We start from the raw sequence: 20431 nt of genomic DNA on the forward strand, positions 1-20431 counted from the left end.
CTCTGCCTAGACTGAGCCTGCATGACTTGGCCTGGGTTGGCCTTCCACCCTTTACTCTTCCAGAAGCCGGTCAAGCCCCGCTTCGAAACCATCCTGTGTTTGGCCCAGCTTTGCGGCGATCTCAGCCTGAAAGTCTTCTGCCAGCGGCAGAAGGTCGGCCATCAGGGCGCGTCCCTTTGGTGTCAGCTCCAGCCGAACAAGGCGACGGTCGCCCTGGTTGACTGTCTTGATCACCAGACCGCTTTCTTCCAACCGGGTGGCGGCGCGGCTTACCTTGGATTTCTCCATCGCGACACGCGCTTCGATATCACGAACCGAAACGCCATCCGATTGCGTCAGATGCACCAAAACGCGCCATTCTGGAATCGAAACACCAAATTTCTCGCGGTATTGGCGCGCCAGCATTTCAGAGAGCTTTTGCGCCGCGACTGCCAAACGGTAGGGCGTGAAATGCGCAAGGTCAAAGTCTTGCAGATTGTCCGGTGTCTTGTTCAACTCGTGGATCATCCCAGTATCATACTGATGTCAACATAAAGAAGCGCGTGTTTTTTCGCACGCGGAAAAGAGCTGGATATGCAGACTTCACGCCGAGGCCTGCATTCAGGCAGCTTATAGGATATAAACTTACGGAATATCCAGCCAGAAGGTTTAATGGCAATGATCAAGCTCCAACATATTGAAATGCTCTTGGCCGTTGAACAGGCAGGCAGTATCCGCAGTGCCGCCAAGGCCTTGGGCAAGACGCAGCCGGCAGTGACCAAAGCCTTGCGCCAGGCTGAAACAGATGTGGGGGCGGCCATTTTCCAGCGCGCTCCAAGCGGCGTGATGCTGACCGAGGAAGGGCAGTTGATCCTGAAACGCGCGCGGGTGATCCAGTCGGAAATGCGCCGGATGGAAGAGGAAATTGCCCAACGACGTGGATTGGGCACCGGGCGACTTACGGTTACCGTCTCCCCGTTGGCAGCCCATCGTCTGATTGCGCAGACCCTGAAACTCTTCCGGCGGAAATTCCCGATGGTAGAGGTCGAACTGAACGGCGGCCACGAACCTATTGCGTTCAGCCCAATTCGGGAAGGGCGCGTTGATCTGGTGATCGGGCCAGAGCCACGGGAGGCCAATACGGCGGGTCTGGCCCTGACCTTTCTGGTGGAAACACCCATTGTGGTGATCACAGGCGCGCACTCAAAATGGGTGAACAGCACAAGCCTTTCGGAGTTGACCGAAGGGGAGTGGCTGATGATTGGAACACGGACCCGCCTGCCCCATTTGCAGCGCCATTTTCATGATCACGAGCTGACGCCACCGGACCCAAAGATCACATCCGATTCCATTGCCAGCATCCTTTCCATGGTGCAGGACGGCGACTACCTATGTACTTTCCCTGGGCTCCTTCTGGACCAGACACAAGCACGGTGGGGTATCAAACACCTTGATCTCAAGGAAAAACTACGGGCTGCCCGCATCTCGATGATCACCTCTTCTGAACGGGCCCCCACGCCTGCGCTGCAATATTTCTGTGATTGTCTGGAACAGGTTTCACGGAACACCTTTGACCAGACATATTCCCGTTAGTTATACCCATAAACATTTTGAGCCTGCCGTTCTCGCATCCCAAAAGATACATGTGGTAAATCAGTTTGCCTCATGAAGCTGCACGGATGGAGGATACCTTGAACATTCTGTTCATCATGTACGACCAGCTGCGTTTTGATTACCTGAGCTGTGCGGGACACCCCTCTTTGAAAACCCCGAATTTTGACCGGATCGCGGCAAAGGGTGTTCGGTTTACCAATGCCTATGTACAATCCCCGATCTGCGGGGCGTCGCGGATGAGCTTTTACACCGGCCGCTATGTCTCGTCCCATGGGGCGCAGTGGAACGGCTTCCCCCTGCGGGTGGGGGAGATCACATTGGGCGACCATCTGCGGGAGCTGGGCATGGATTGCTGGCTGCTGGGCAAGACGCATATGAAAGCAGATGCCAAGGGCATGGAACGTCTGGGCCTGTCTCCGGACAGCACGATTGGCGCACGGCAGGCCGATTGCGGGTTTGACGCCTGGGCGCGCGATGACGGCCTGTGGGGATCTGGTCCGGATGGGTTCTATGACCAGAAACGATCCCCCTATAATGAATACCTGAAGTCCAAAGGCTATGATGGTGAGAACCCCTGGGCAGATTACGCCAATGCTGGCGTAAACCAGGGTGAGATGGCCAGCGGCTGGATGTTTGAAAATGCAGACAAACCGGCCAATATTCGCGAAGAAGACAGCGAAACACCCTGGCTTACCTCTGAAGCCATCAGATTTGTGGATCAGGCCATAGGCCCCTGGTGCGCCCATGTTTCTTTTATCAAGCCACACTGGCCCTATATCGTGCCCGCTCCCTATCATGATCTTTACAAGCGGGAAGACATCAAACCGGTGGTGCGTCATCCCCTGGAATTGGATGATCCCCACCCGGTTCTGGCCGCCTATCACGACACGCGTGTGGCGGATGCGTTTCAACAACAGTCCGTGCGGAAGAAGGTTATCCCGGCCTATATGGGGCTGATCAAGCAATGTGATGATCAACTGGGACGGTTGCTGGATCATCTGGAGGACAAGGGCCAGATGGAGGAGACCATGATTGTCCTGACATCCGATCACGGCGACTATCTGGGAGATCACTGGCTGGGCGAGAAAGACTTCTTCCACGAGGCATCCGTGAAGATCCCGATGATCATCTTTGATCCGCGCGCGCAGGCAGACAGCACTCGCGGCACCACTTGCGATGCGCTGGTGGAAGCGATTGACCTGGCCGCTACGTTTGTTGAGGCCGCAGGCGGCACCGTGCCAGACCACATTATCGAAGGACGATCGCTTTTGCCGTGGATCCACGGCCAGACTCCGGATGTATGGCGCGAGGTTGTGATCAGCGAATATGATTATTCTGCTACCCCGCGCGCCCAGGCATTGGGGGTCACCGCGCGCGATGCGCGAATGTTCATGGTCTTTGATGGGCGTTGGAAAATGATCCACTTTGAAGGCGGCTTCCGCCCGATGTTGTTCGATCTGGAAAGCGATCCCAATGAATTTACCGACCTTGGCGATGATCCGGGCTACCGGGAGGAGATCGACCGGCTTTATCGTCATCTGGGAGCCTGGGGACGGCGGATGTCGCAGCGGGTCACCATGTCGGACGATGATATAACAGCCGCGCGGGGGCGATCCCTGAGGCGCGGGATTTTACCCTTTCTGGTGGACGGCAGCGAAGTCCCCGAGGAACTGACTGACAAGTACCGAGGAGCTGCCAGACAGTTTCACACCAAAGGGTGAGTGGCCAGGGGAGGAGCGCCATGACACAGAGGAACACATCCAAAGGGATGGAGCAGGACCACCAGCTGGCCAATCTGGTTGCGGTGGCTTTTGCTCTGGTTGTGGTGATCTACTCCGCTTCTGGCGCGCTGAATGATTTCGTGCGCTGGTTCATCGAGACCACCACCCCCGGTTTTGAGGAGATGAGCCGCCGGGACCAGAGGGTCTTTCTGCGGGAGCATTGGATGGGTGCGGGCTATCGCAGCTTTGAACAGGCATTTCTGCTGCCCACCGGTCTGATCATTGGCCTGCCGATTTTGCTGAGCTTTGTTATCTCGGGGCTGACGCTGCATCTGAAACCCGAAAACCGCTGGGCCAATTGGGTGATGGTCTTCGCGGCGACCCTGTCTTTTTCCAGCTGGATTATCGGAATTTTCGCCAGTGATGCAGGGGTTCTGCCCAGTGCATCGACCTGGGATTATGTGCTCTTCCCCCTCGCCACGGCGGTTACGCTCTATTTGACCTATCGGCTGTTTGGCGGCTTCATTGTGGCCTTCTGCCTGTTCTGGGTGGTCTATTTCTTTGTCAAAGGGGCGCTGCCGGACTGGACCGGGATCCTGGCAGGGTCCCAGGCGTCCTTTGGTCAGAACCTACGCCAGATGGTCCTGCAATTCTGGGCCCAGACCGGCGGGATGTTTGGGCAACCAATTCAGGTCGTGACGGGCAATGTCCTGATCTTCATCGTCTTTGGCGCGATTCTTATGGCCTCCGGTGCCGGTGACTTGCTGATGAAAATCGCCAACCGGCTGACCGGCGGCATGACCGGAGGCGCGGCCCATGCGGCAGTCGCCTCATCCGCGCTGTTTGGGACCCTGTCCGGTGCTGCAATCTCGAACGTGGTGTCGACCGGAGTGATGACCATACCCGTCATCCGGAAAGCCGGCTTCAAACCGGCGGTTTCTGGCGCGGTTGAGGCCGCTGCCTCCACAGGTGGCCAGATCATGCCGCCGGTTATGGGAGTTGTCGCTTTCTTTGTCGCAGGACAGATCGGGCTGGAGTATCGATACATCGTTGTGGCAGCAATTGTGCCTGCCTTCTTCTACTACTTTGGCACTTTTCTGGCAGTCTATTTCGAGGCCCGTAAATGTGGTGTTGGTGCCCTGCCGATTGAGGACCGCCCTAAGCTGACAGCGCAGGAACGACTGCAATGTCTTGTTTTTGTGATCCCCTTGGGAACGCTGTCCTATTTTCTGTTCGCACAGCCATCGGTGCCCAAGGCCGGATTTTACGGGTTGATCGCCGCACTTGGCGCATCCTTGCTGTTGTTCAGGGACTTCCGTTCACCCAAACGGATCTGGAACGCTTTTGCCAAAGCCGGGCGGATGGCCGCATCTATCGTTGTGATTGTGACAGCCATCGGACTGATTGTCGGCCTGATTCAGACGTCTGGTTTTGCCGGCCGCCTGTCGCTGTTGCTGGCTCAGGTCGCGGATGGTCCGCTGCCAATTGTCCTGTTGGTTGTCGCCTTCGGCGCGATTGTCCTTGGCATGGGGCTGCCTCCGGGGGCGACCTATTTCATTATTGTGATCGCCCTGTCTTCAGGCATTGATACCGTGGGGATCGCGCCACTGACACTGCATCTGTTTGTCGTGGTCTTTGCCATGATGTCGACGGTCACCCCGCCGGTGGCATTGGCTGCCTTTGCCGCCGCTCCGATTGCCGGGGCCGATCCGCTGCGCACAGGGTTCGAAGCAGCCAAGATTGCGCTGGCCGGCTTCCTTATACCATTTGTCTTTGTCTATCATCCGGCTGTTCTTTATAAATTGCAGGTGGTGTTTGAATGGTTTGGCGAGGCCCCGGTCCAGGCCCGGGCCATGATCGACATTTCAACGGTTACATGGTTCGATTTCGCCTGGGTCCTCGGCGCGTTTTGTCTGGCTATGTGGTTGATCGCCTCAGCCCTGGCCGGTTTTGACCGCACGCGCCTGCCCCCATGGGAACGTGTGCTACGCCTTGCCTTGGGCGGCACAGCGCTGCTGCCGCAACTGACACTTGCCGCGCCTGCCGCCTGCGCTGGCCTATTGCTGATCTGGGCCAGCCCAAAGCTGGCGCCGAACCGACTGCTGCACACGACTTAGAACTGTATTTGCGCACCGATATGGAGGAGATTCGATGCGGTCTTTAACACTTGCCACGGCGCTGACGCTTTTGTCAGCCGTCCCCCCGGCCCTTGCTGAAACCAAGCTGAAGATGGCCACAATTGAACCAAGCCTTGGACAGGCGATCACAATGGCGACCTTTGCCAATGTGGTGAACAACAACCAGGATGTGGTGGAAATCGAAGTTGCCGGCGGCGGGGCTGCAACGGTTCACCAGCTGGAAACAGCGCGCGGGAATATGGACATGTATATGACCTCGCCAACGATCTACCACTTCATCCGCACAGGCACTGCCATGTACAAGAAAGAGCCCGAAGCAGCGGCGCTTTCGGAGAATCTGGCCTTGATCATGTGGTTTCCCTACGGCCAGTACCACTATGCGGTTCGGGGCGACAGCGACCTCGAATTTCTGGATGACATCGAGGGCGCATCGGTGTTTCTGGGCCCCGCTGGCGGCGGCGCCTTTAATGCCGCCAAAGGCTGGATTGAGGCAACCACCGGGCTGGTCGCAGGCGAAGATTATGAGGCGATCACCGCCAATTGGGCAACCGGGTTTCAATCCTTCATGGATGGCAAGATCGACATGTATGTGAACGGATGCATAGACCCTTGCCAGCAATTCCTGCAATTTACCGAAACCGAAAGCCTGCGGTTCATTGGCCCCGAGGATCACACAGGCGAGAGCGTAGACACATACCTGGGGAATTTTCGATACTTGGCCGAAATTCCGGCGGGACAATATAAGAACCAGCTGAACAACGGTCCGACCGTGTCCAGTGACACAGCCGTTGGCATTGGCGTGCGCGCAGACCTGGATGCTGAGGCCGTCTATGCTGTCACCAAGGCGTTTTGGGACAATCTGGACAGCATCACCTCGGACGCGCCCTGGGCCAAGGCGCTGAGCCTTGAGTTCGCGGTACAATCGCTTGCGGACATGCCGCTGCATCCCGGTGCAGAACGGTATTACAAAGAAATCGGAGCGCTGCAGTAAACCGCATTACGCTTCTAAAATGTGCAAAGCCGTCTCCAACCGGGGCGGCTCTTTGTATTCCCTCCATTTGGATCCATTTTCTGAAGGAATTGGCCCTACTCCGCCAGGGCGATGCGTTCATATGAAGGAACAAACCTGAACAAGAAGCGAGTCCCTCCTATGGCACAGCCCAACGCCCCTTTGTCTTTTGCCACCGCCGATGATGTAATCACCGCCTATACCCAGGTGAACCTGGTCGGCGGGGCCCGCGTGGCCAGTGCCGCAGCGCTGGATGTGAAAAACCCGGCCACCGGCGCAGTTCTGGGTAAAGCTGCCGCCAGCACCGCCGAAGAAACCGAAGCCGCCGTCGCCACCGCCAAAGCGGCTCAGGCCGGTTGGGCTGCAATTCCCGCCCGGACCCGCGGCAAGATGGTCGCCGAAGCCGCCCGCGCCGTGGCCGCCCAATCCGAGATGATCGCCCAGGTTCTGGCACGTGAGACTGGCAAGGCGATCCGTACCGAATGCCGGGGGGAGATCACCGTAGCCGCGGATATTCTGGAATTCTACGGCTCGCTTGGTTCCGAGCTGAAGGGGCAGACCGTACCGTTTAACCCACGCATGATGACCACCACCACGTTGGAGCCGCTGGGTGTTGTCGCTGCGATCCTGCCGTGGAACGTGCCGCTGGTTCTGGGGGCGCTGAAAATCGGCCCGGCGCTGGTTGCAGGCAATACTGTTGTGGTCAAAGCCTCGGAAGAAGCGCCTTTTGCCACCTTCCTGATGGCCGAGATCATGACCCAATACCTGCCTGCGGGCGTGTTGAACGTCATCAATGGTGACGGCAAGACCTGCGGCAATGCGCTGACCCACCACGAAGATGTGGCCAAGATCACCTTTACCGGATCGGAAGCCGTGGGCGAGGCGATCTATAAGGTGGCCGCCAGCCGCATTATCCCGGCCTCGCTGGAGCTGGGTGGCAAATCGCCGATGATCATCTGCGCCGATGCGGATCTGGACAAGGCGGTGGCCGGTGCGATTTCCGGCATGCGGTTTACCCGTCAGGGTCAAAGCTGCACCGCGGCCAGCCGGATCTATGTGCATGATGATCTGTTTGACAACTTTATGGAGAAACTGGGTACCGAGCTGGAGAAGCTGGTGATTGGTGATCCGCTGGATGAGGCCACCGATGTGGGCACTGTGATCAACCAGAAACAGATGGATGTGATCCAGGGCTTTGTGGCAAAGGCCGAAGCCACCGAAGGGGCTGATATCCGCCGCTTTGGCGCGCTGCCTGAAGGCGGTGATCTGGCGCCGGATCTGTTCATGCAGCCCACCCTGTTGTTGGGCCTGTCGGAAGATCACCCCTGCGTCACCCAAGAGATCTTTGGCCCTGTTGCGGCAATCCAGCGTTGGTCCGATTATGAGGACGTTATTGCCCGCGCCAATGGCACCCATTATGGGCTGGCGGCCTCGGTCTGGACCAAGGACTTGTCGACCGCGCTGGACAGCACGTCACGCCTGAATGCAGGCTATGTGCAGGTGAACCAGAACCTGACCATCCAGCCCAACGTCTCTTACGGTGGGTTTGGCCGGTCTGGCTTGGGCAAGGAAGCCTCTCTGGAGGCGATGGTGGAGCATTTCACCCGCTCCAAGACCATTGTGATCAACTTCGATTAAGGCCCAGATATGGATCATGTGATTTTATTGTCCGCAGCGAGTTTCGCTGCGGGCTTTTTGCGTGGGGTGACCGGATTTGGTTTTGCCCTTGCGGCCGTGCCGATCTACAGCCTGATCGTCTCGCCGATATTTGCGGTGCTGATGGCGCAGATCCTGCAGGTGGCAGCAGCGCCCGTGGATCTGGTGCAGAACCGCCATCACATTGATCGTCAGGCGCTGGGGCGGCTGGTGATCGGCTCTGTTCCCGGTGTTGTCATTGGCGCGCTGATTGCCACCCAGCTGTCGCCGGATCTGCTGCGTCTGGTGATTGCGGCGCTTGTGTTGTTGGGGCTATTTGCGCTGATGGCCAAGGTCACCCTGCCGGACGGGCGCGCACCTGCGCTGATTGCCGGGAGCTGTTCGGGGCTATTGGCCGGGCTTGCGGCCATGCCGGGGCCACCTGCGGTGGCCTATTTCCTGGGACGCGGGGCCGACAAACAGGTGAGCCGGGCGTCCTTGCTGATCTTCTTTGCCTTTACGGCCACGGTCGCCCTTGGGTTTGTGGCGGCGACATCGGATGTGTTGAGCTGGAACATCGGCCTGAGCGCGGCACTGTCTTTTCCTGCGATGATGGCAGGGAGCTGGGGCGGAACTTGGGTGTTTCAGCGCTTGGGCGATGGCTCCTATCGCAAGGCGGCCTTGGGCGTGTTGCTGCTGTCGGCGCTGATGACCGGTGGCAAAGGGCTGATGGGCCTGTTGTAAGTCATCCCTGTTGTTAAATGGAAAAGGGTCGGCATTTGCCGACCCTTTTCAGTTTGAGGAAGGGGCTGAGGCGCCCCTTCCCGATTGGAATATGCCGCACTCAGGCGCGACCTTTTCCTGTTTGGTGGTAGGAAAGGTCAGGAGCGACCTTTCCAAGGAACCAAGATGGTTTCAGCCCGGCGCATCAGAATGTCGATGCCAAAACCGATGAGACCGATGATCACAATACCCATGATCACAATGTCGGTGGCCTGGAACTTGGAGGCGGCTACGATCATCTTACCGGCACCTTTTTCAGCCGCAACCAGTTCTGCGGCAACCACGGTACCCCAGCAGACGCCCATGGCGACACGGGCACCGGTGAAGATTTCCGGCAGGGAGTTCGGCACGATCACATGGCGCAGGACCTGCCACTTGGAGGCTCCGAGGGAATAAGCGGCCTGCACTTTGGTGATGTTGACACCAGAGACGCCCGCGCGCGCGGCGATGATCATCACCCAGAGCGCAGCCAGGAACAAAAGCACCACTTTGCCGTTTTCGCCAATGCCAAACCAGATGATGACCAGCGGGATCAGCGCAAGAGGCGGCACCGGGCGCATGAATTCCACGATGGGATCAAACCAGCCACGGGCCCAGCCCGAAAGACCCATGGCATAGCCAAGCGGCACACCAACGAGAGTTCCCAGTACAAAGCCGGCAAAGACGCGCCACAGGGACCAGCCCACGTGTTCAAAAAGGGAGGCGTTCTGATAGCCATTGGACGCGATCTCAGCCAGGCGCGAGACCACGTTTTCCGGCGGGGGCATCCAGATCGGCTCCATCTGGAGACCCGGATTGGGGGAGAAATTCAGCGAACCTTTGGCAGTCATTGTGACGCGGCCGTTGGGCACATCGACACTCTCGCCAGGTACAATAGGCTGACCTTCAACTGCGATTGTGGTGACGTCGTCTCCATCATTTTTGTGGGCGCGGATCAACACCGAGCGCCAGGCGGCCACAGTGGCTGCATCACCCTGCGCAAATCCGGATCCGGCGACAACGGCAGGCGCATCGACCGTTTCACCGGCCTCGTGCACCAAAACGTTCACGATTGCATCAGATGTCTGACCATCGGCATTCTTGGCCGTGTAGGTGAAGGAGGTGCTGCCAACAAAGGGCCCCGGCACATGGACCGGCACCAGCTTAGATCCGGTAAAGGCTCCCCAAACCAGGAAGACCACAACCAGCGAAATGACCGAGGCCGCCCGATCTGCGCGCACCGCGCTTTCGTCACCGAAGGTCACGGTTTTCAGCGAGTTGAAATCAGCCTTGGGCTGCATTGCTGTGCGCACAAGCCGCAGGGCAAAAAAGGCACCTGCAAAGAGTGCAACGTAAATTAGAAGGATAAGTAGACCAGTCATTTATGCCTCCGACGCGCCCATGATTTCTTCTTCCATCTCCCAGATCATCTCCAGGATCTCTTTTTTGGTCTCGCCGAATTTCGGATCGTCCTTGACACTGCGCAGATCGGCCCCGACGGCGCGTTCTGCAAAAGGCAAGCGGTATTCTTTGAAAATCCGCCCCGGACGAGGGGCCATGACCAGAAGCCGTTCACCCAACAAAAGCGCCTCGTCCACCGAGTGCGTGATCAAAATGATGGTCTTGCCCGTCTTCTTCCACAGATCAAGAACAAGGCCCTGCATCTTTTCCCGTGTCAGCGCATCCAGCGCCCCGAGGGGTTCGTCCATCAGGATCACATCTGGATCATTGGCCAGGCACCGCGCCAGCGCGACCCGCTGCTGCATACCGCCAGAGAGCTCATAAACAGCCTTCTCCTTGAACGCGCGCAGACCCACCGTATCGAGGAGGTTTTCAACAATGGTATTGCGCTCTGTCTCGGGCATGCCCTTCATACGAGGGCCGAATTCCACATTGTGGCGCACGCTCATCCATTCAAACAGCGCGCCTTTTTGGAACACCATGCCACGTTCAGCGCTGGGGCCTGTGACCACATTTCCATTCAGTGAAACCTGACCAGATGTGGGCGCCAAAAAGCCTGCCAAAATGTTCAACAGAGTCGACTTGCCGCACCCAGACGGGCCAAGCACTGAGAGAAGTTCGCCCTGTTTCAGTTCCAGCGCAACATCCTGCAGGGCCTGCACATGCGAGCCATCCGGCAGATCAAATCGCATGGACACATCATTGATACTCAAGGCTCCCATATGAGGCGCCTCCTTCTATTTCTAACGATAAGAGCCCCGCAGACATTTGCCTGCGGGGCCCGTGTTTTCTTGAAATGTGGTTACTTGATCGCCGTCAACGGTCCGTAATTCACAGCACCGGCATAGCTGTCCAGCGCACCATCAATGGAACCTGATGTCACAAATACATCCGCAACGCCCTTCATGAAAGACTGTGCGTTTCCGCCGAGCCATTTCTCAGAGAGTTGCTCCTCGACGGAAGGGAAGGAGAATGTGGCAATCGAGGCCTTGGCGGCATCCACATCCAAACCGGCTTCCAGCGCAATCTTAGACAACATTTCGTCAGACTGTTTATCGTTCCACTCGGCATTCGCTCCGGCAGTGACTGCCAGGAATTTCGATACCAATTCTTCGTTTTCGACAACAAAATCTGCCTGAGCTGAGGAAACATCAAAAACCAGGATACCCAGTTCCTCTTTTTCGGCACCTGTCAAAAGCACATTGCCGTGCTCTTTCATACGAGCCAGACCACCGCCATACCCGCAGGCGAAATCCACCGCCCCCTGTGCCAATGCCGCCGCGCCATCTGTCGGAGCCATATCCACAATTTCAAGCGAAGACACGTCAACGCCGAAGTGCTCCATTTGGCGCAGGAAACCATAATGCGCCGCTGTGCCGATCGGAACTGCAACCTTTTTACCGGCCAATTCGCCCGCACTGTCCTTGTCGATCTCAAGCTCGGCTCTGACAACACAGTTGTCATTCTCCGAATAGCTGACCGCGACATCAATCACCTGAAGCGGCTGACCTGCGGAAGCAGCAACAACAAACGGTGGCACGCCTTGAGAGATGGAAATCTGAACGTCGCCCGAGGCCATGGCCGCCGACATCGCGGTGCCTGTTTCAAAGGCAACCCAGTTCACTTTCATACCCAACGCTTCATCATATGAGCCGTCAGCCTTTGCCGCCAGAAACGGCATAGGCCATTCCAGGAAATAGCCCACAGTCAGTTCTTCGACGGCGGCCGCGCTTTGTGCACTGAATACAAATGCCGTGCCTGCCAGTAGCTTGGTGATTGCTTTCATTTCGTTCTCCTTGTCTGGACCGAACGGGTGGAACTCCCGCTGATTGGGCCTGAAACGACCCTTTTTGGTGATGCCAGGTGCCCCGACACATTAACAGTAAGAAACCCCTCCTTGGTTTCGACAACTCTCGACAAGAGTTGGATCTATTTTTTGAGTAGGTTTGGAATCATCATTTCCACCGATCTGTACAGATTTTCATCGTTTGATGAATGATCCAGGGTTCGTGAACGATATCAGACATCCTTGTTGAGCCTGCGCAGTTGCGCAAACGCAAAAGCTCCGTTAGCGTTAAGGCCAAAACATCTGGAACATAGGTCCAAATGACAATTCCACCAGAAATTTTCCTTCTCCCCCCTAGTGGTGAAGCGACATTACAGCAGAAAATTCAACAGGTTGTCTCGGAGGCAATTGTCTCGGGGCGCTGCGCGGTCGGAGAACGGATGCCTTCCACCCGGCGTCTGGCCGATCATTTGAACGTGGCCCGGATCACCGTGACGCTGGCCTATAATGAACTGGTCGCAAATGAATATCTGATCTCACGCGGGCGCTCCGGGTTTTATGTCGCGGATACAGCCCCCAAACGCCCCACATTTGAACACCTGACCTCCCCCGCCCAAGAGCAAGTCCAATGGGGACGCAAATTCAATCAGAAGTTCTCAGCCCATTTTGAGATTTCACGTCCCCCAAATTGGCGTGATTACCGGTATCCCTTTATCTATGGCCAGTCGGATGCCGATCTGTTCGATCATCGAAACTGGCGTGCCTGTGCCTTGCGTGCCGTCGGACGGCGCGATTTTGATACATTGGCGACGGACCACTATCAGCGGGACGACCCGATGCTGGTGGAGTTCATTCTGCGCCAGATTCTGCCGCGCCGCGGTATCGCAGCCCGCCCCGAAGAAATCCTGATCACGATGGGATCCCAGAACGCCTTGTGGTTGGTGGTCGAAATGCTGTTGAACCGGCGACGCAAGGCGGTAATCGAAAACCCTGGATATCCGGGGCTGCGCCAGATCCTTGGGCCAAAGCGCTGCGCCATTGCGGCAATTGACGTTGACGAAGACGGTTTGCCACCGGATTTGATCCCCTCTGATGCGGATGTCGTTTTCACCACCCCAAGCCACCACTGCCCAACCAATGTGACCATGCCGCTTGATCGGCGGCAGGCCTTGCTGGCACAGGCCGCGCGGGACGATTTTGTGATCGTCGAAGATGACTACGAATTTGAACTGTCGTTCCTGAAGTCCCCCTCACCCGCGTTGAAATCACTGGATCAATCCGGCACAGTTATATACGTCGGCTCCTTCTCGAAATCGGTGTTTCCGGGCCTGCGCCTTGGATATATGGTTGCGCCGCAAGAGGTCATCACCGAGGCCCGCGCCCTGCGCAGCGCGGTTCTGCGCCACCCGCCGAGCCACGTGCAGCGCACAATCGCCTATTTTCTCTCTCTTGGGCATTTTGATGCCCAATTGGCGCGACAATCCCGGAGCTTCCGAAAACGCCGGGCCGCAATGGAAGAAACGCTCCGAAAACACGGGTTACTCCCGACCCGCAGAAATGACTTTGGCGGTTCGTCCTTTTGGCTGCGGGCACCAGGTGATATTGACACGTCCCAGCTGGCCTATGACCTTCGCAAGGAAAGCGTTCTGATAGAACCTGGACATGCATTCTTCGCCCCAGAGAAGGCAAATCACCAGCACTACCGGCTGGCCTACTCCTCTATCCCAACCGGCAGGATTGAGACCGGGATTGATCTGTTGGCCGAAATGATGACGGACCTGCTTTAGCCCGCGCTATTCCGCAGCGCTTTTGAGCGTTGCCATCAGGCGCTGGAATTTCTCACCCTGCACGGCGACGTGGTCCCGTAAGGCATTGGCCGCCCCGTCCTGAGACCCGGTCGCCAATGCGTCCAGGATGGCTTCGTGCTCTGCCATGGACTGGTTCAGACGCCCGCGAAACCGCAGCTGCTGCCGACGGAACGGTTTCAGGCGTTTGTGCAGTTTGTAGGTCTCTTGTGAGAGGAAGGCATTCCCCGATTCCTGATAGATAATGCGGTGGAACCGCTCATTCTCCAGATAATAGGCATCTGGATTCGCGCCCTCCACGGCGGCCTGACATTTCGCATTGGCATCCCGCAGCTCGTCCAGGGCTTCGTCCGAAATTCGCACAGCTGCAAGGCGGCCGCAAACCGCCTCCATCTCGGCCATGACCTCAAACATATCCATCAGCTCAATCGGACCTGGCTGGCGAACAAAGGCACCGCGGCGGGGAATCAGCTCCACCAGACCAGACAGAGCAAGGCGTTGCAAAGCCTCTCGAAGGGGAGTCCTGGAGACACCGAACTGTTCCGACAACCGGACCTCGTCCAAGCGATCGCCATCGACAAAAGTTCCATCAAAAATCAGCTGTTCCAGCTGTTCTGCAATAGTATCAGCACGCCGTTTTGTCATTGTTCTCTCATAGCTGACGCGCTTACAAAATTCAACAATGGAAGTTTTGTATACAAAAATGTTGACTTGAAAAACATAGCAATCCTATCCTGTCAAAGGCCTTGAGGAGGGCCAAACACGCTTTGGGAGGAAAAATATGAAACTGACATTGAAAACAGCCCTGGCTGCTGTCTCGCTTGTCGCTATGGGCGCAGCCGCTCAGGCAACGGAGCTGCGCCTGTCGCATCAATGGTCCAATAAAGACATCCGCCATCAAGTGGCGCAAATCGTAGCAGACGAAGTTGCCGCCGCCGATGTCGACCTGAATATCAAGATTTTTGGCTCAAAATCACTGTTCAAACCACGCGAGCAATATAAGCCCTTGAGCCGCGGACAGTTGGACATGACCGTTCTCCCCCTCAGCTATGCGGGCGGTCAGCAACCTGCCTATAACCTGACGCTGATGCCTGGCCTGGTGAAAAACCACGACCACGCGGCGCGGCTTTCCGACAGCCCCTTTATGGAAGCGCTGGAAGCCAAAATGGCCGATGACGACGTCATGGTGCTGGTCCACGGCTATCTGGCTGGTGGTTTTGCGGGGAAGGACCACTGTATCACCTCACCCGATGATGTCGAAGGCCTGCAAACACGTGCGGCGGGAAAATCCTTTGAGCAGATGCTGGCAGGCGCTGGCGCATCCATCGCGTCGATGGCCTCGTCCGAGATTTATAACGCCATGCAGACAGGGGTCCTGCAGGCGGCAAACACCTCTTCTTCGTCTTTTGTGTCCTACCGCATCTATGAGCAGGTCAGCTGCTACACCCCGGCAGGCGAAGTTGCATTGTGGTTTATGTATCAGCCGCTGCTGATGAACAAATCCACCTTTGACGGCCTGAACGAAGCACAGCAAGCCGCCCTGTTGGCCGCCGCAGAAAAGGCAGAGGCTTATTATCTGGCAGAGGCCAAAAAACAGGATGCCGCCTCAGCTGAAGTCTTTGAAAAGGCCGGTGTAGAGATCGCAGAAATGTCAGCTGCGGATTTCGAAGCCTGGCGCACGCTGGCGATGGAGACCTCATACAAGAAATTTGTAGAAGACGTTGAAGATGGGCAAAAACTGCTCGATCTGGCGCTTGCCGTTGAATGATCCCGGCCTGGGCAACGCTTACGTTGCCCACCGTCCTTTTCTGCAATTTCCCTAATTTTGACTACAGGAGGCGCTTATGGCGAGCCATAGCTCTGCCGTTGCTTCACACACCGGGAACAACCCGTTTCTGACCGTGGTCGCAGCTCTGTCAACCCTGGCCGGGTGGCTCTCTGCCGCAATGATCGTGGCCGCCGTCGGGATCACATGTCAGATGATCATCGTGCGTTTTGTGCTGAATGGCTCCACCATTTGGCAGACCGAAGCGGTTATTTATCTGGTGATCTCTGCCACCTTGATTGGCCTGCCCTACGTCCAACGTCTGCGTGGCCATGTGAATGTGGATCTGATCCCTTTGTCGCTGGCACCGCGCGCGCGGTTCTACATGTCGCTTGTCACCTCTTGCCTGTCGATTGCCATCATCGCGGTCATGCTGTTTTACGGCTATGAATACTGGCATTTCGCCTGGGATCGCGGTTGGCGCTCGGACACGGTATGGGGAGTAAGACTATGGATTCCTTACCTTTCGATCCCCATTGGCTTTGGTCTTTTGCTATTGCAGCTGATCGCGGACCTTGTGGCTGTCCTTTTGGGCATTGATAAACCCTTTGGATTGGAGGACGTCTGATGGATCCCCTCTTACTTGGCGCTATTGTGGCGATTGCGACGATCCTTGTCCTCTTCTCTGGTGTATCGGTGGCCATCGGTCTGCTGATCGTGTCGGCCGGTTTTCTGATCGTCTTTGATGGGCCGCGTTCGCTTGAACTGATGCCAGAAATCCTGTTTGGCAAGCTGGATAACTTTGCGCTTTTGTCGATCCCGATGTTTATCATCATGGGGGCGTCAATTGCCTCTACCCGCGCGGGTGCCGATCTATATGAAGCACTGGAGCGCTGGCTGACCCGTATTCCCGGCGGGCTGGTGGTTTCAAACCTCGGGGCCTGCGCCCTGTTTGCCGCGATGTCAGGCTCCAGCCCGGCCACCTGCGCGGCAATCGGCAAAATGGGCATACCCGAGATGCGCAAACGTGGCTATCCTGACGGCGTTGCAGCCGGGTCGATCGCTGCGGGTGGAACGCTTGGCATCCTGATCCCCCCTTCAGTCACCATGATCGTTTACGGCATCGCCACCGAAACCTCGATTGGCCGCCTGTTTCTGGCAGGTGTTGTTCCGGGGATTTTGCTGGTGGGGCTCTTTATGGCATGGTCGCTTTATTCGACCTGGGCGTCCGGCAATGCCAAACAACTGGGCACCGGGTCCTATACCTGGGCTGAACGGTTTGAGATCCTGCCGCGCGTTCTGCCTTTTCTGGCGATCATTCTGGGCGTCCTATATGCCATGTATGGTGGCATCGCGACACCGTCTGAAACAGCTGCGGTGGGCGCGCTTCTCTGTCTGTTGATTGCGGTCATCATCTACAAACTCTGGCATCCAAGCGATCTGTGGGTGGTTCTGCGCGACAGCACCAAGGAAAGCGTGATGATCCTGTTCATCATCGCGGCCGCAGGCGTGTTTTCTTACATGCTGTCTTCGCTGTTCATCACCCAATCGATTGCCGAATGGATTGGTACGCTGGATGTGAACCGCTGGGTGCTGATGGGGGCTGTCAATGTCTTCCTCCTGATCGCAGGCTTCTTCCTGCCACCCGTTGCGGTCATCCTGATGGCGGCTCCGATCCTGCTGCCGATCATTACCACCGCTGGCTTTGATCCGATCTGGTTTGCCGTGGTTTTGACCATCAACATGGAAATTGGCCTGATCTCGCCGCCGGTAGGGCTAAACCTCTATGTGATTAACGGCATTGCACCGGATATTTCTCTCAAGACCATTCTGACCGGATCGCTGCCATTCGTGGCCTGCATGATCCTGGCCATTGTTTTGTTGTGCCTGTTTCCAGGTCTTGCAACCTGGTTGCCGGATCTTGTTATGGGAGCTGCCCAATGACCTTGCTTGCCGATCTTTTGACAACCGTGTTCGACCGCCGCTATCGCCGCAATCGCACTGCCATGGCGGATGACAGCCGCAGTGTAAGTGAATTGGCCGAGGCGCTGGTGCGCTCAACGGCTGAAACCTCAGGGCTGGCTCTGGCCGAAGAGATCCTGACACGGTTTGATGATCTGAGTGACAACGACAAAGCGGAGTTCTTCCGCTTTGTCGCAACAGCCATGAACCTCGACCCCGAGGCCGTGCGCACCACGCTTGACGAATATGAGCGCGCACCCTCCAAAGCGAGCTACCGCGCCTTTGCCGAAGCTGCCGAACCCAAACGACAAGAACTGATACGCCGCCTGAACCGCCTGCCCGGCGCCACGCAGGCATTGGTGCGGATGCGCGCGGACCTGTTACGGCTGAGCGGCAAAGACCCCGAACTGGCGGCGCTTGATCTTGATTTTCGCCACCTGTTTGCCTCCTGGTTCAACCGGGGCTTTTTGGTCCTGCGCCCGATTTCATGGGAAAGCCCGGCCCATATTCTGGAAAAAATCATCGCCTATGAGGCGGTGCATGCGATCGAAAGCTGGGAGGATCTGCGTCGGCGTCTGGAACCGTCGGACCGGCGCTGCTTTGCTTTCTTTCACCCGACAATGCCCGATGAGCCGCTTATCTTTGTTGAGGTCGCCCTGACAAAGGGCATCCCCGGTTCGGTACAGGATCTGTTGGCCGAAGACCGCGCCGCGATGCCTGCGGAAGAGGCGGATACGGCGGTGTTTTACTCTATTTCCAATTGTCAGGCTGGGCTGGCCAGCATCTCGTTTGGCAACTCCTTGATCAAACAGGTGGCCTCAGATCTGGCGGGGGAACTGGGTGGGCTCAGGACCTTTGTCACCCTGTCCCCGATACCCGGTCTGACCAAATGGTTGTTTCAGGAGAAAATCGACTGGAGCCCGGAACAGCCGGAACAGATCAGATCCCTTGCGGCCCATTACCTGATCAACGCCAAGTCGCGCGGCAATCTGCCCTATGATCCGGTCGCGCGCTTCCATCTTGGAAACGGAGCCGTTATCCACGCGGTACATGCAGAGGCCGACACATCAGACAAAGGGCGCGCCCAATCCGGAGGCGCAATGGTGAACTATCTGTATGACCTGCCCAACGTTGAACAAAACCAGGAAGAATTCGCCAATACACGCAGCGTAATCGCAGCGGCGGACGTCAAAGCACTGGCCGCTGCCGGATCCAGCGCCGTGACGCAAGAAAGGTAAACTCATGGCAAACCCCCTTTTTGATACTCTATTTGGCTGCCACACAGGCAAAGAAACACCGTTTTTGCATCTCATGGACGGTCAGGTACTGACCCATCAGGCGTTTTTGTCGTTGGGCGCGCAGATCGCCAATGTCACCGCACAAATCGGATTAAAACCGGGGGACCGGGTTGCCGTACAGGTTCAGAAATCTCCCGAAGCGCTGGCGCTTTATGCGGCCTGCGCGCAGGCCGGTCTGATCTTCCTGCCACTCAATACCGCCTATACAGTGGATGAGCTGACCTATTTCATCGAAAACAGCGGCGCAGCACTGATCGTCTGCGACGACGGCCAGGAAGCCGCGTTGCAACCGATTGCCCAGGCCAATGGCGCGCGGATCGAGACGCTGAACGCGGATGGCTCCGGTACGCTCACGGAGCAGGCGCGCGCCATGCCCGCCGATTTTTCAACAGTGGACCGCAGTGGCGATGATCTGGCAGCCTTTCTTTACACCTCGGGCACCACAGGCCGGTCCAAAGGCGCCATGCTGAGCCAGAACAACCTGCTGTCCAACGCGCAAACCCTGGTCAAGGAGTGGCGTTTTACGGATCAGGACGTGCTGCTGCATGCGCTGCCGATCTTTCACACCCATGGGCTGTTTGTCGCCACAAACGTAGTGCTGGCGGCCGGTGGCAGTATGATTTTCATGCCCAAATTCGATCAGGATCAGATTATCGCTGGCCTGCCCAAAGCCACGGCGATGATGGGTGTTCCGACCTTCTATACCCGCCTGCTGGACGATGCGCGCTTTACCCGCGATCTAACCAAACACATGCGCCTTTTTGTGTCAGGTTCTGCGCCGCTTCTGGCAGAAACCCATGTGAAATTCGAAGAGCGCACCGGTCACCGCATTCTTGAACGCTATGGGATGACGGAAACCAATATGAACACCTCCAACCCGTATGACGGGGAACGCCGCGCGGGCACCGTGGGCTTTCCCCTGCCCGGTGTGGAGTTGAAGATCACTCATCCTGACACCGGCGCCGAGCTGGCGCAGGGGGACATCGGCCAGATCGAAGTCCGGGGACCCAACGTGTTTCAGGGCTATTGGCAGATGCCAGAGAAAACCGCAGCCGAGCTGCGCAGCGATGGGTTCTTTATCACCGGGGACCTGGGCAAGGTGGACGCCGATGGCTATGTCCATATCGTTGGTCGCAACAAAGACCTGATCATCTCGGGCGGGTACAACATCTATCCCAAGGAAATCGAACTGGTGTTGGACGACCAGCCCGGAGTGCTGGAAAGCGCCGTGATCGGTGTCCCCCACCCCGACTTTGGCGAGACTGTGCTGGGGGTAATCATCCCGGACGGCGACGCAGCGCCAGATCTGGATGGGATCATGTCAGCGGTCAAAGGCTCACTGGCCCGTTTCAAACACCCGCGTGAGCTGGTTATTCTGGATGAGCTGCCCCGCAACACCATGGGCAAGGTTCAGAAAAACATCCTGCGTGACACCTATGCGGACCGCTTTGCGGAGGCCTAACCGCATAAAGGCGCCGGGACACTGCCGGTCCGGC

General features: G+C 57.2%; 17 protein-coding genes. 12 read left to right on the top strand and 5 right to left on the bottom strand.

Annotated elements, in window-relative coordinates; genetic code table 11:
• Positions 1-51: 51 nt before the first annotated feature.
• Positions 52-507 carry a MarR family winged helix-turn-helix transcriptional regulator gene (locus tag ACXAEW_RS02425; RefSeq protein WP_474939796.1) on the bottom strand — a complete coding sequence of 152 codons (456 nt, stop codon included), beginning with the start codon at positions 505-507 and terminating at the stop codon, positions 52-54.
• A gap of 144 nt (positions 508-651) precedes the next feature.
• Here ACXAEW_RS02425 and ACXAEW_RS02430 point away from each other — a divergent pair, with 144 nt between their 5' ends.
• From ACXAEW_RS02430 to ACXAEW_RS02455, 6 genes are all read left to right on the top strand, one after another.
• A complete protein-coding gene (locus tag ACXAEW_RS02430) occupies positions 652-1572 on the top strand; it encodes a LysR family transcriptional regulator (RefSeq protein WP_474939797.1) in 921 nt (306 codons plus the stop codon).
• Positions 1573-1670: 98 nt separating this feature from the next.
• Entirely contained in the window at positions 1671-3314 is a 1644-nt protein-coding gene (locus ACXAEW_RS02435; protein ID WP_474939798.1) for a sulfatase-like hydrolase/transferase, read from the top strand.
• Between the two features lie 20 nt (positions 3315-3334).
• Positions 3335-5431, top strand: coding sequence for a TRAP transporter permease (locus ACXAEW_RS02440; protein WP_474939799.1), 2097 nt, complete (start codon positions 3335-3337; stop codon positions 5429-5431).
• 34 nt (positions 5432-5465) lie between these two features.
• Positions 5466-6443 carry a TAXI family TRAP transporter solute-binding subunit gene (locus tag ACXAEW_RS02445; protein WP_474939800.1) on the top strand — a complete coding sequence of 326 codons (978 nt, stop codon included), beginning with the start codon at positions 5466-5468 and terminating at the stop codon, positions 6441-6443.
• 159 nt (positions 6444-6602) lie between these two features.
• Positions 6603-8099 (top strand): aldehyde dehydrogenase family protein, encoded by a 1497-nt coding sequence (locus ACXAEW_RS02450; protein ID WP_474939801.1) that lies wholly within the window; start codon positions 6603-6605, stop codon positions 8097-8099.
• Positions 8100-8108: 9 nt separating this feature from the next.
• On the top strand, positions 8109-8840 hold the full coding sequence (locus ACXAEW_RS02455) for a sulfite exporter TauE/SafE family protein (RefSeq protein WP_474939802.1): 732 nt from the start codon (positions 8109-8111) through the stop codon (positions 8838-8840).
• A gap of 137 nt (positions 8841-8977) precedes the next feature.
• Here the strand turns inward: ACXAEW_RS02455 and ACXAEW_RS02460 are convergent, their stop codons facing one another.
• The 3 genes from ACXAEW_RS02460 to ACXAEW_RS02470 all read right to left on the bottom strand — a co-directional run bounded on the left by ACXAEW_RS02460 (position 8978) and on the right by ACXAEW_RS02470 (position 12105).
• Complete coding sequence (locus ACXAEW_RS02460) at positions 8978-10240, bottom strand: ABC transporter permease (protein WP_474939803.1); 1263 nt, start codon at positions 10238-10240, stop codon at positions 8978-8980.
• Complete coding sequence (locus ACXAEW_RS02465) at positions 10241-11041, bottom strand: taurine ABC transporter ATP-binding protein (RefSeq protein WP_474939804.1); 801 nt, start codon at positions 11039-11041, stop codon at positions 10241-10243.
• Between the two features lie 80 nt (positions 11042-11121).
• A complete protein-coding gene (locus tag ACXAEW_RS02470; protein ID WP_474939805.1) occupies positions 11122-12105 on the bottom strand; it encodes a taurine ABC transporter substrate-binding protein in 984 nt (327 codons plus the stop codon).
• 320 nt (positions 12106-12425) lie between these two features.
• Between ACXAEW_RS02470 and pdxR the strand changes: the two genes are divergently transcribed.
• Positions 12426-13892: a MocR-like pyridoxine biosynthesis transcription factor PdxR gene (pdxR, locus tag ACXAEW_RS02475; protein ID WP_474939806.1), complete on the top strand. Its 1467-nt coding sequence runs from the start codon at positions 12426-12428 to the stop codon at positions 13890-13892.
• A gap of 6 nt (positions 13893-13898) precedes the next feature.
• Here pdxR and ACXAEW_RS02480 read toward each other — a convergent pair whose 3' ends face one another.
• Positions 13899-14555 carry a GntR family transcriptional regulator gene (locus tag ACXAEW_RS02480; RefSeq protein WP_474939807.1) on the bottom strand — a complete coding sequence of 219 codons (657 nt, stop codon included), beginning with the start codon at positions 14553-14555 and terminating at the stop codon, positions 13899-13901.
• A 136-nt stretch (positions 14556-14691) separates the two neighbouring features.
• Here ACXAEW_RS02480 and dctP point away from each other — a divergent pair, with 136 nt between their 5' ends.
• From dctP to ACXAEW_RS02505, 5 genes are all read left to right on the top strand, one after another.
• A complete protein-coding gene (dctP, locus tag ACXAEW_RS02485; RefSeq protein ID WP_474939808.1) occupies positions 14692-15678 on the top strand; it encodes a TRAP transporter substrate-binding protein DctP in 987 nt (328 codons plus the stop codon).
• Positions 15679-15754: 76 nt separating this feature from the next.
• Positions 15755-16303 carry a TRAP transporter small permease gene (locus tag ACXAEW_RS02490; RefSeq protein WP_474939809.1) on the top strand — a complete coding sequence of 183 codons (549 nt, stop codon included), beginning with the start codon at positions 15755-15757 and terminating at the stop codon, positions 16301-16303.
• Positions 16303-17619: a TRAP transporter large permease gene (locus ACXAEW_RS02495; protein ID WP_474939810.1), complete on the top strand. Its 1317-nt coding sequence runs from the start codon at positions 16303-16305 to the stop codon at positions 17617-17619. The genes ACXAEW_RS02490 and ACXAEW_RS02495 overlap by 1 nt, the downstream gene beginning before the upstream one ends.
• Complete coding sequence (locus tag ACXAEW_RS02500) at positions 17616-18875, top strand: malonyl-CoA decarboxylase (protein WP_474939811.1); 1260 nt, start codon at positions 17616-17618, stop codon at positions 18873-18875. Before ACXAEW_RS02495 ends, ACXAEW_RS02500 begins: the two co-directional genes overlap by 4 nt.
• A 4-nt stretch (positions 18876-18879) precedes the next feature.
• On the top strand, positions 18880-20397 hold the full coding sequence (locus ACXAEW_RS02505) for a malonate--CoA ligase (RefSeq protein WP_474939812.1): 1518 nt from the start codon (positions 18880-18882) through the stop codon (positions 20395-20397).
• Positions 20398-20431 lie beyond the last annotated feature (34 nt).

The sequence above is a fragment of the Epibacterium sp. ABZ3_068 genome (genome assembly GCF_056159265.1).

What these genes read in the sequence shown, in the direction of transcription:
- ACXAEW_RS02505 (WP_474939812.1), top strand. Translation starts at nt 18,880, where the DNA reads ATGGCAAACCCCCTTTTTGATACTCTATTTGGCTGCCACACAGGCAAA.
- ACXAEW_RS02430 (WP_474939797.1), top strand. Translation starts at nt 652, where the DNA reads ATGGCAATGATCAAGCTCCAACATATTGAAATGCTCTTGGCCGTTGAA.
- ACXAEW_RS02455 (WP_474939802.1), top strand. Translation starts at nt 8,109, where the DNA reads ATGGATCATGTGATTTTATTGTCCGCAGCGAGTTTCGCTGCGGGCTTT.
- ACXAEW_RS02450 (WP_474939801.1), top strand. Translation starts at nt 6,603, where the DNA reads ATGGCACAGCCCAACGCCCCTTTGTCTTTTGCCACCGCCGATGATGTA.
- ACXAEW_RS02500 (WP_474939811.1), top strand. Translation starts at nt 17,616, where the DNA reads ATGACCTTGCTTGCCGATCTTTTGACAACCGTGTTCGACCGCCGCTAT.
- dctP (WP_474939808.1), top strand. Translation starts at nt 14,692, where the DNA reads ATGAAACTGACATTGAAAACAGCCCTGGCTGCTGTCTCGCTTGTCGCT.
- ACXAEW_RS02440 (WP_474939799.1), top strand. Translation starts at nt 3,335, where the DNA reads ATGACACAGAGGAACACATCCAAAGGGATGGAGCAGGACCACCAGCTG.
- ACXAEW_RS02470 (WP_474939805.1), bottom strand. Translation starts at nt 12,105, where the DNA reads ATGAAAGCAATCACCAAGCTACTGGCAGGCACGGCATTTGTATTCAGT.
- ACXAEW_RS02460 (WP_474939803.1), bottom strand. Translation starts at nt 10,240, where the DNA reads ATGACTGGTCTACTTATCCTTCTAATTTACGTTGCACTCTTTGCAGGT.
- ACXAEW_RS02490 (WP_474939809.1), top strand. Translation starts at nt 15,755, where the DNA reads ATGGCGAGCCATAGCTCTGCCGTTGCTTCACACACCGGGAACAACCCG.
- ACXAEW_RS02480 (WP_474939807.1), bottom strand. Translation starts at nt 14,555, where the DNA reads ATGACAAAACGGCGTGCTGATACTATTGCAGAACAGCTGGAACAGCTG.
- ACXAEW_RS02495 (WP_474939810.1), top strand. Translation starts at nt 16,303, where the DNA reads ATGGATCCCCTCTTACTTGGCGCTATTGTGGCGATTGCGACGATCCTT.
- ACXAEW_RS02445 (WP_474939800.1), top strand. Translation starts at nt 5,466, where the DNA reads ATGCGGTCTTTAACACTTGCCACGGCGCTGACGCTTTTGTCAGCCGTC.
- ACXAEW_RS02425 (WP_474939796.1), bottom strand. Translation starts at nt 507, where the DNA reads ATGATCCACGAGTTGAACAAGACACCGGACAATCTGCAAGACTTTGAC.
- ACXAEW_RS02465 (WP_474939804.1), bottom strand. Translation starts at nt 11,041, where the DNA reads ATGGGAGCCTTGAGTATCAATGATGTGTCCATGCGATTTGATCTGCCG.
- pdxR (WP_474939806.1), top strand. Translation starts at nt 12,426, where the DNA reads ATGACAATTCCACCAGAAATTTTCCTTCTCCCCCCTAGTGGTGAAGCG.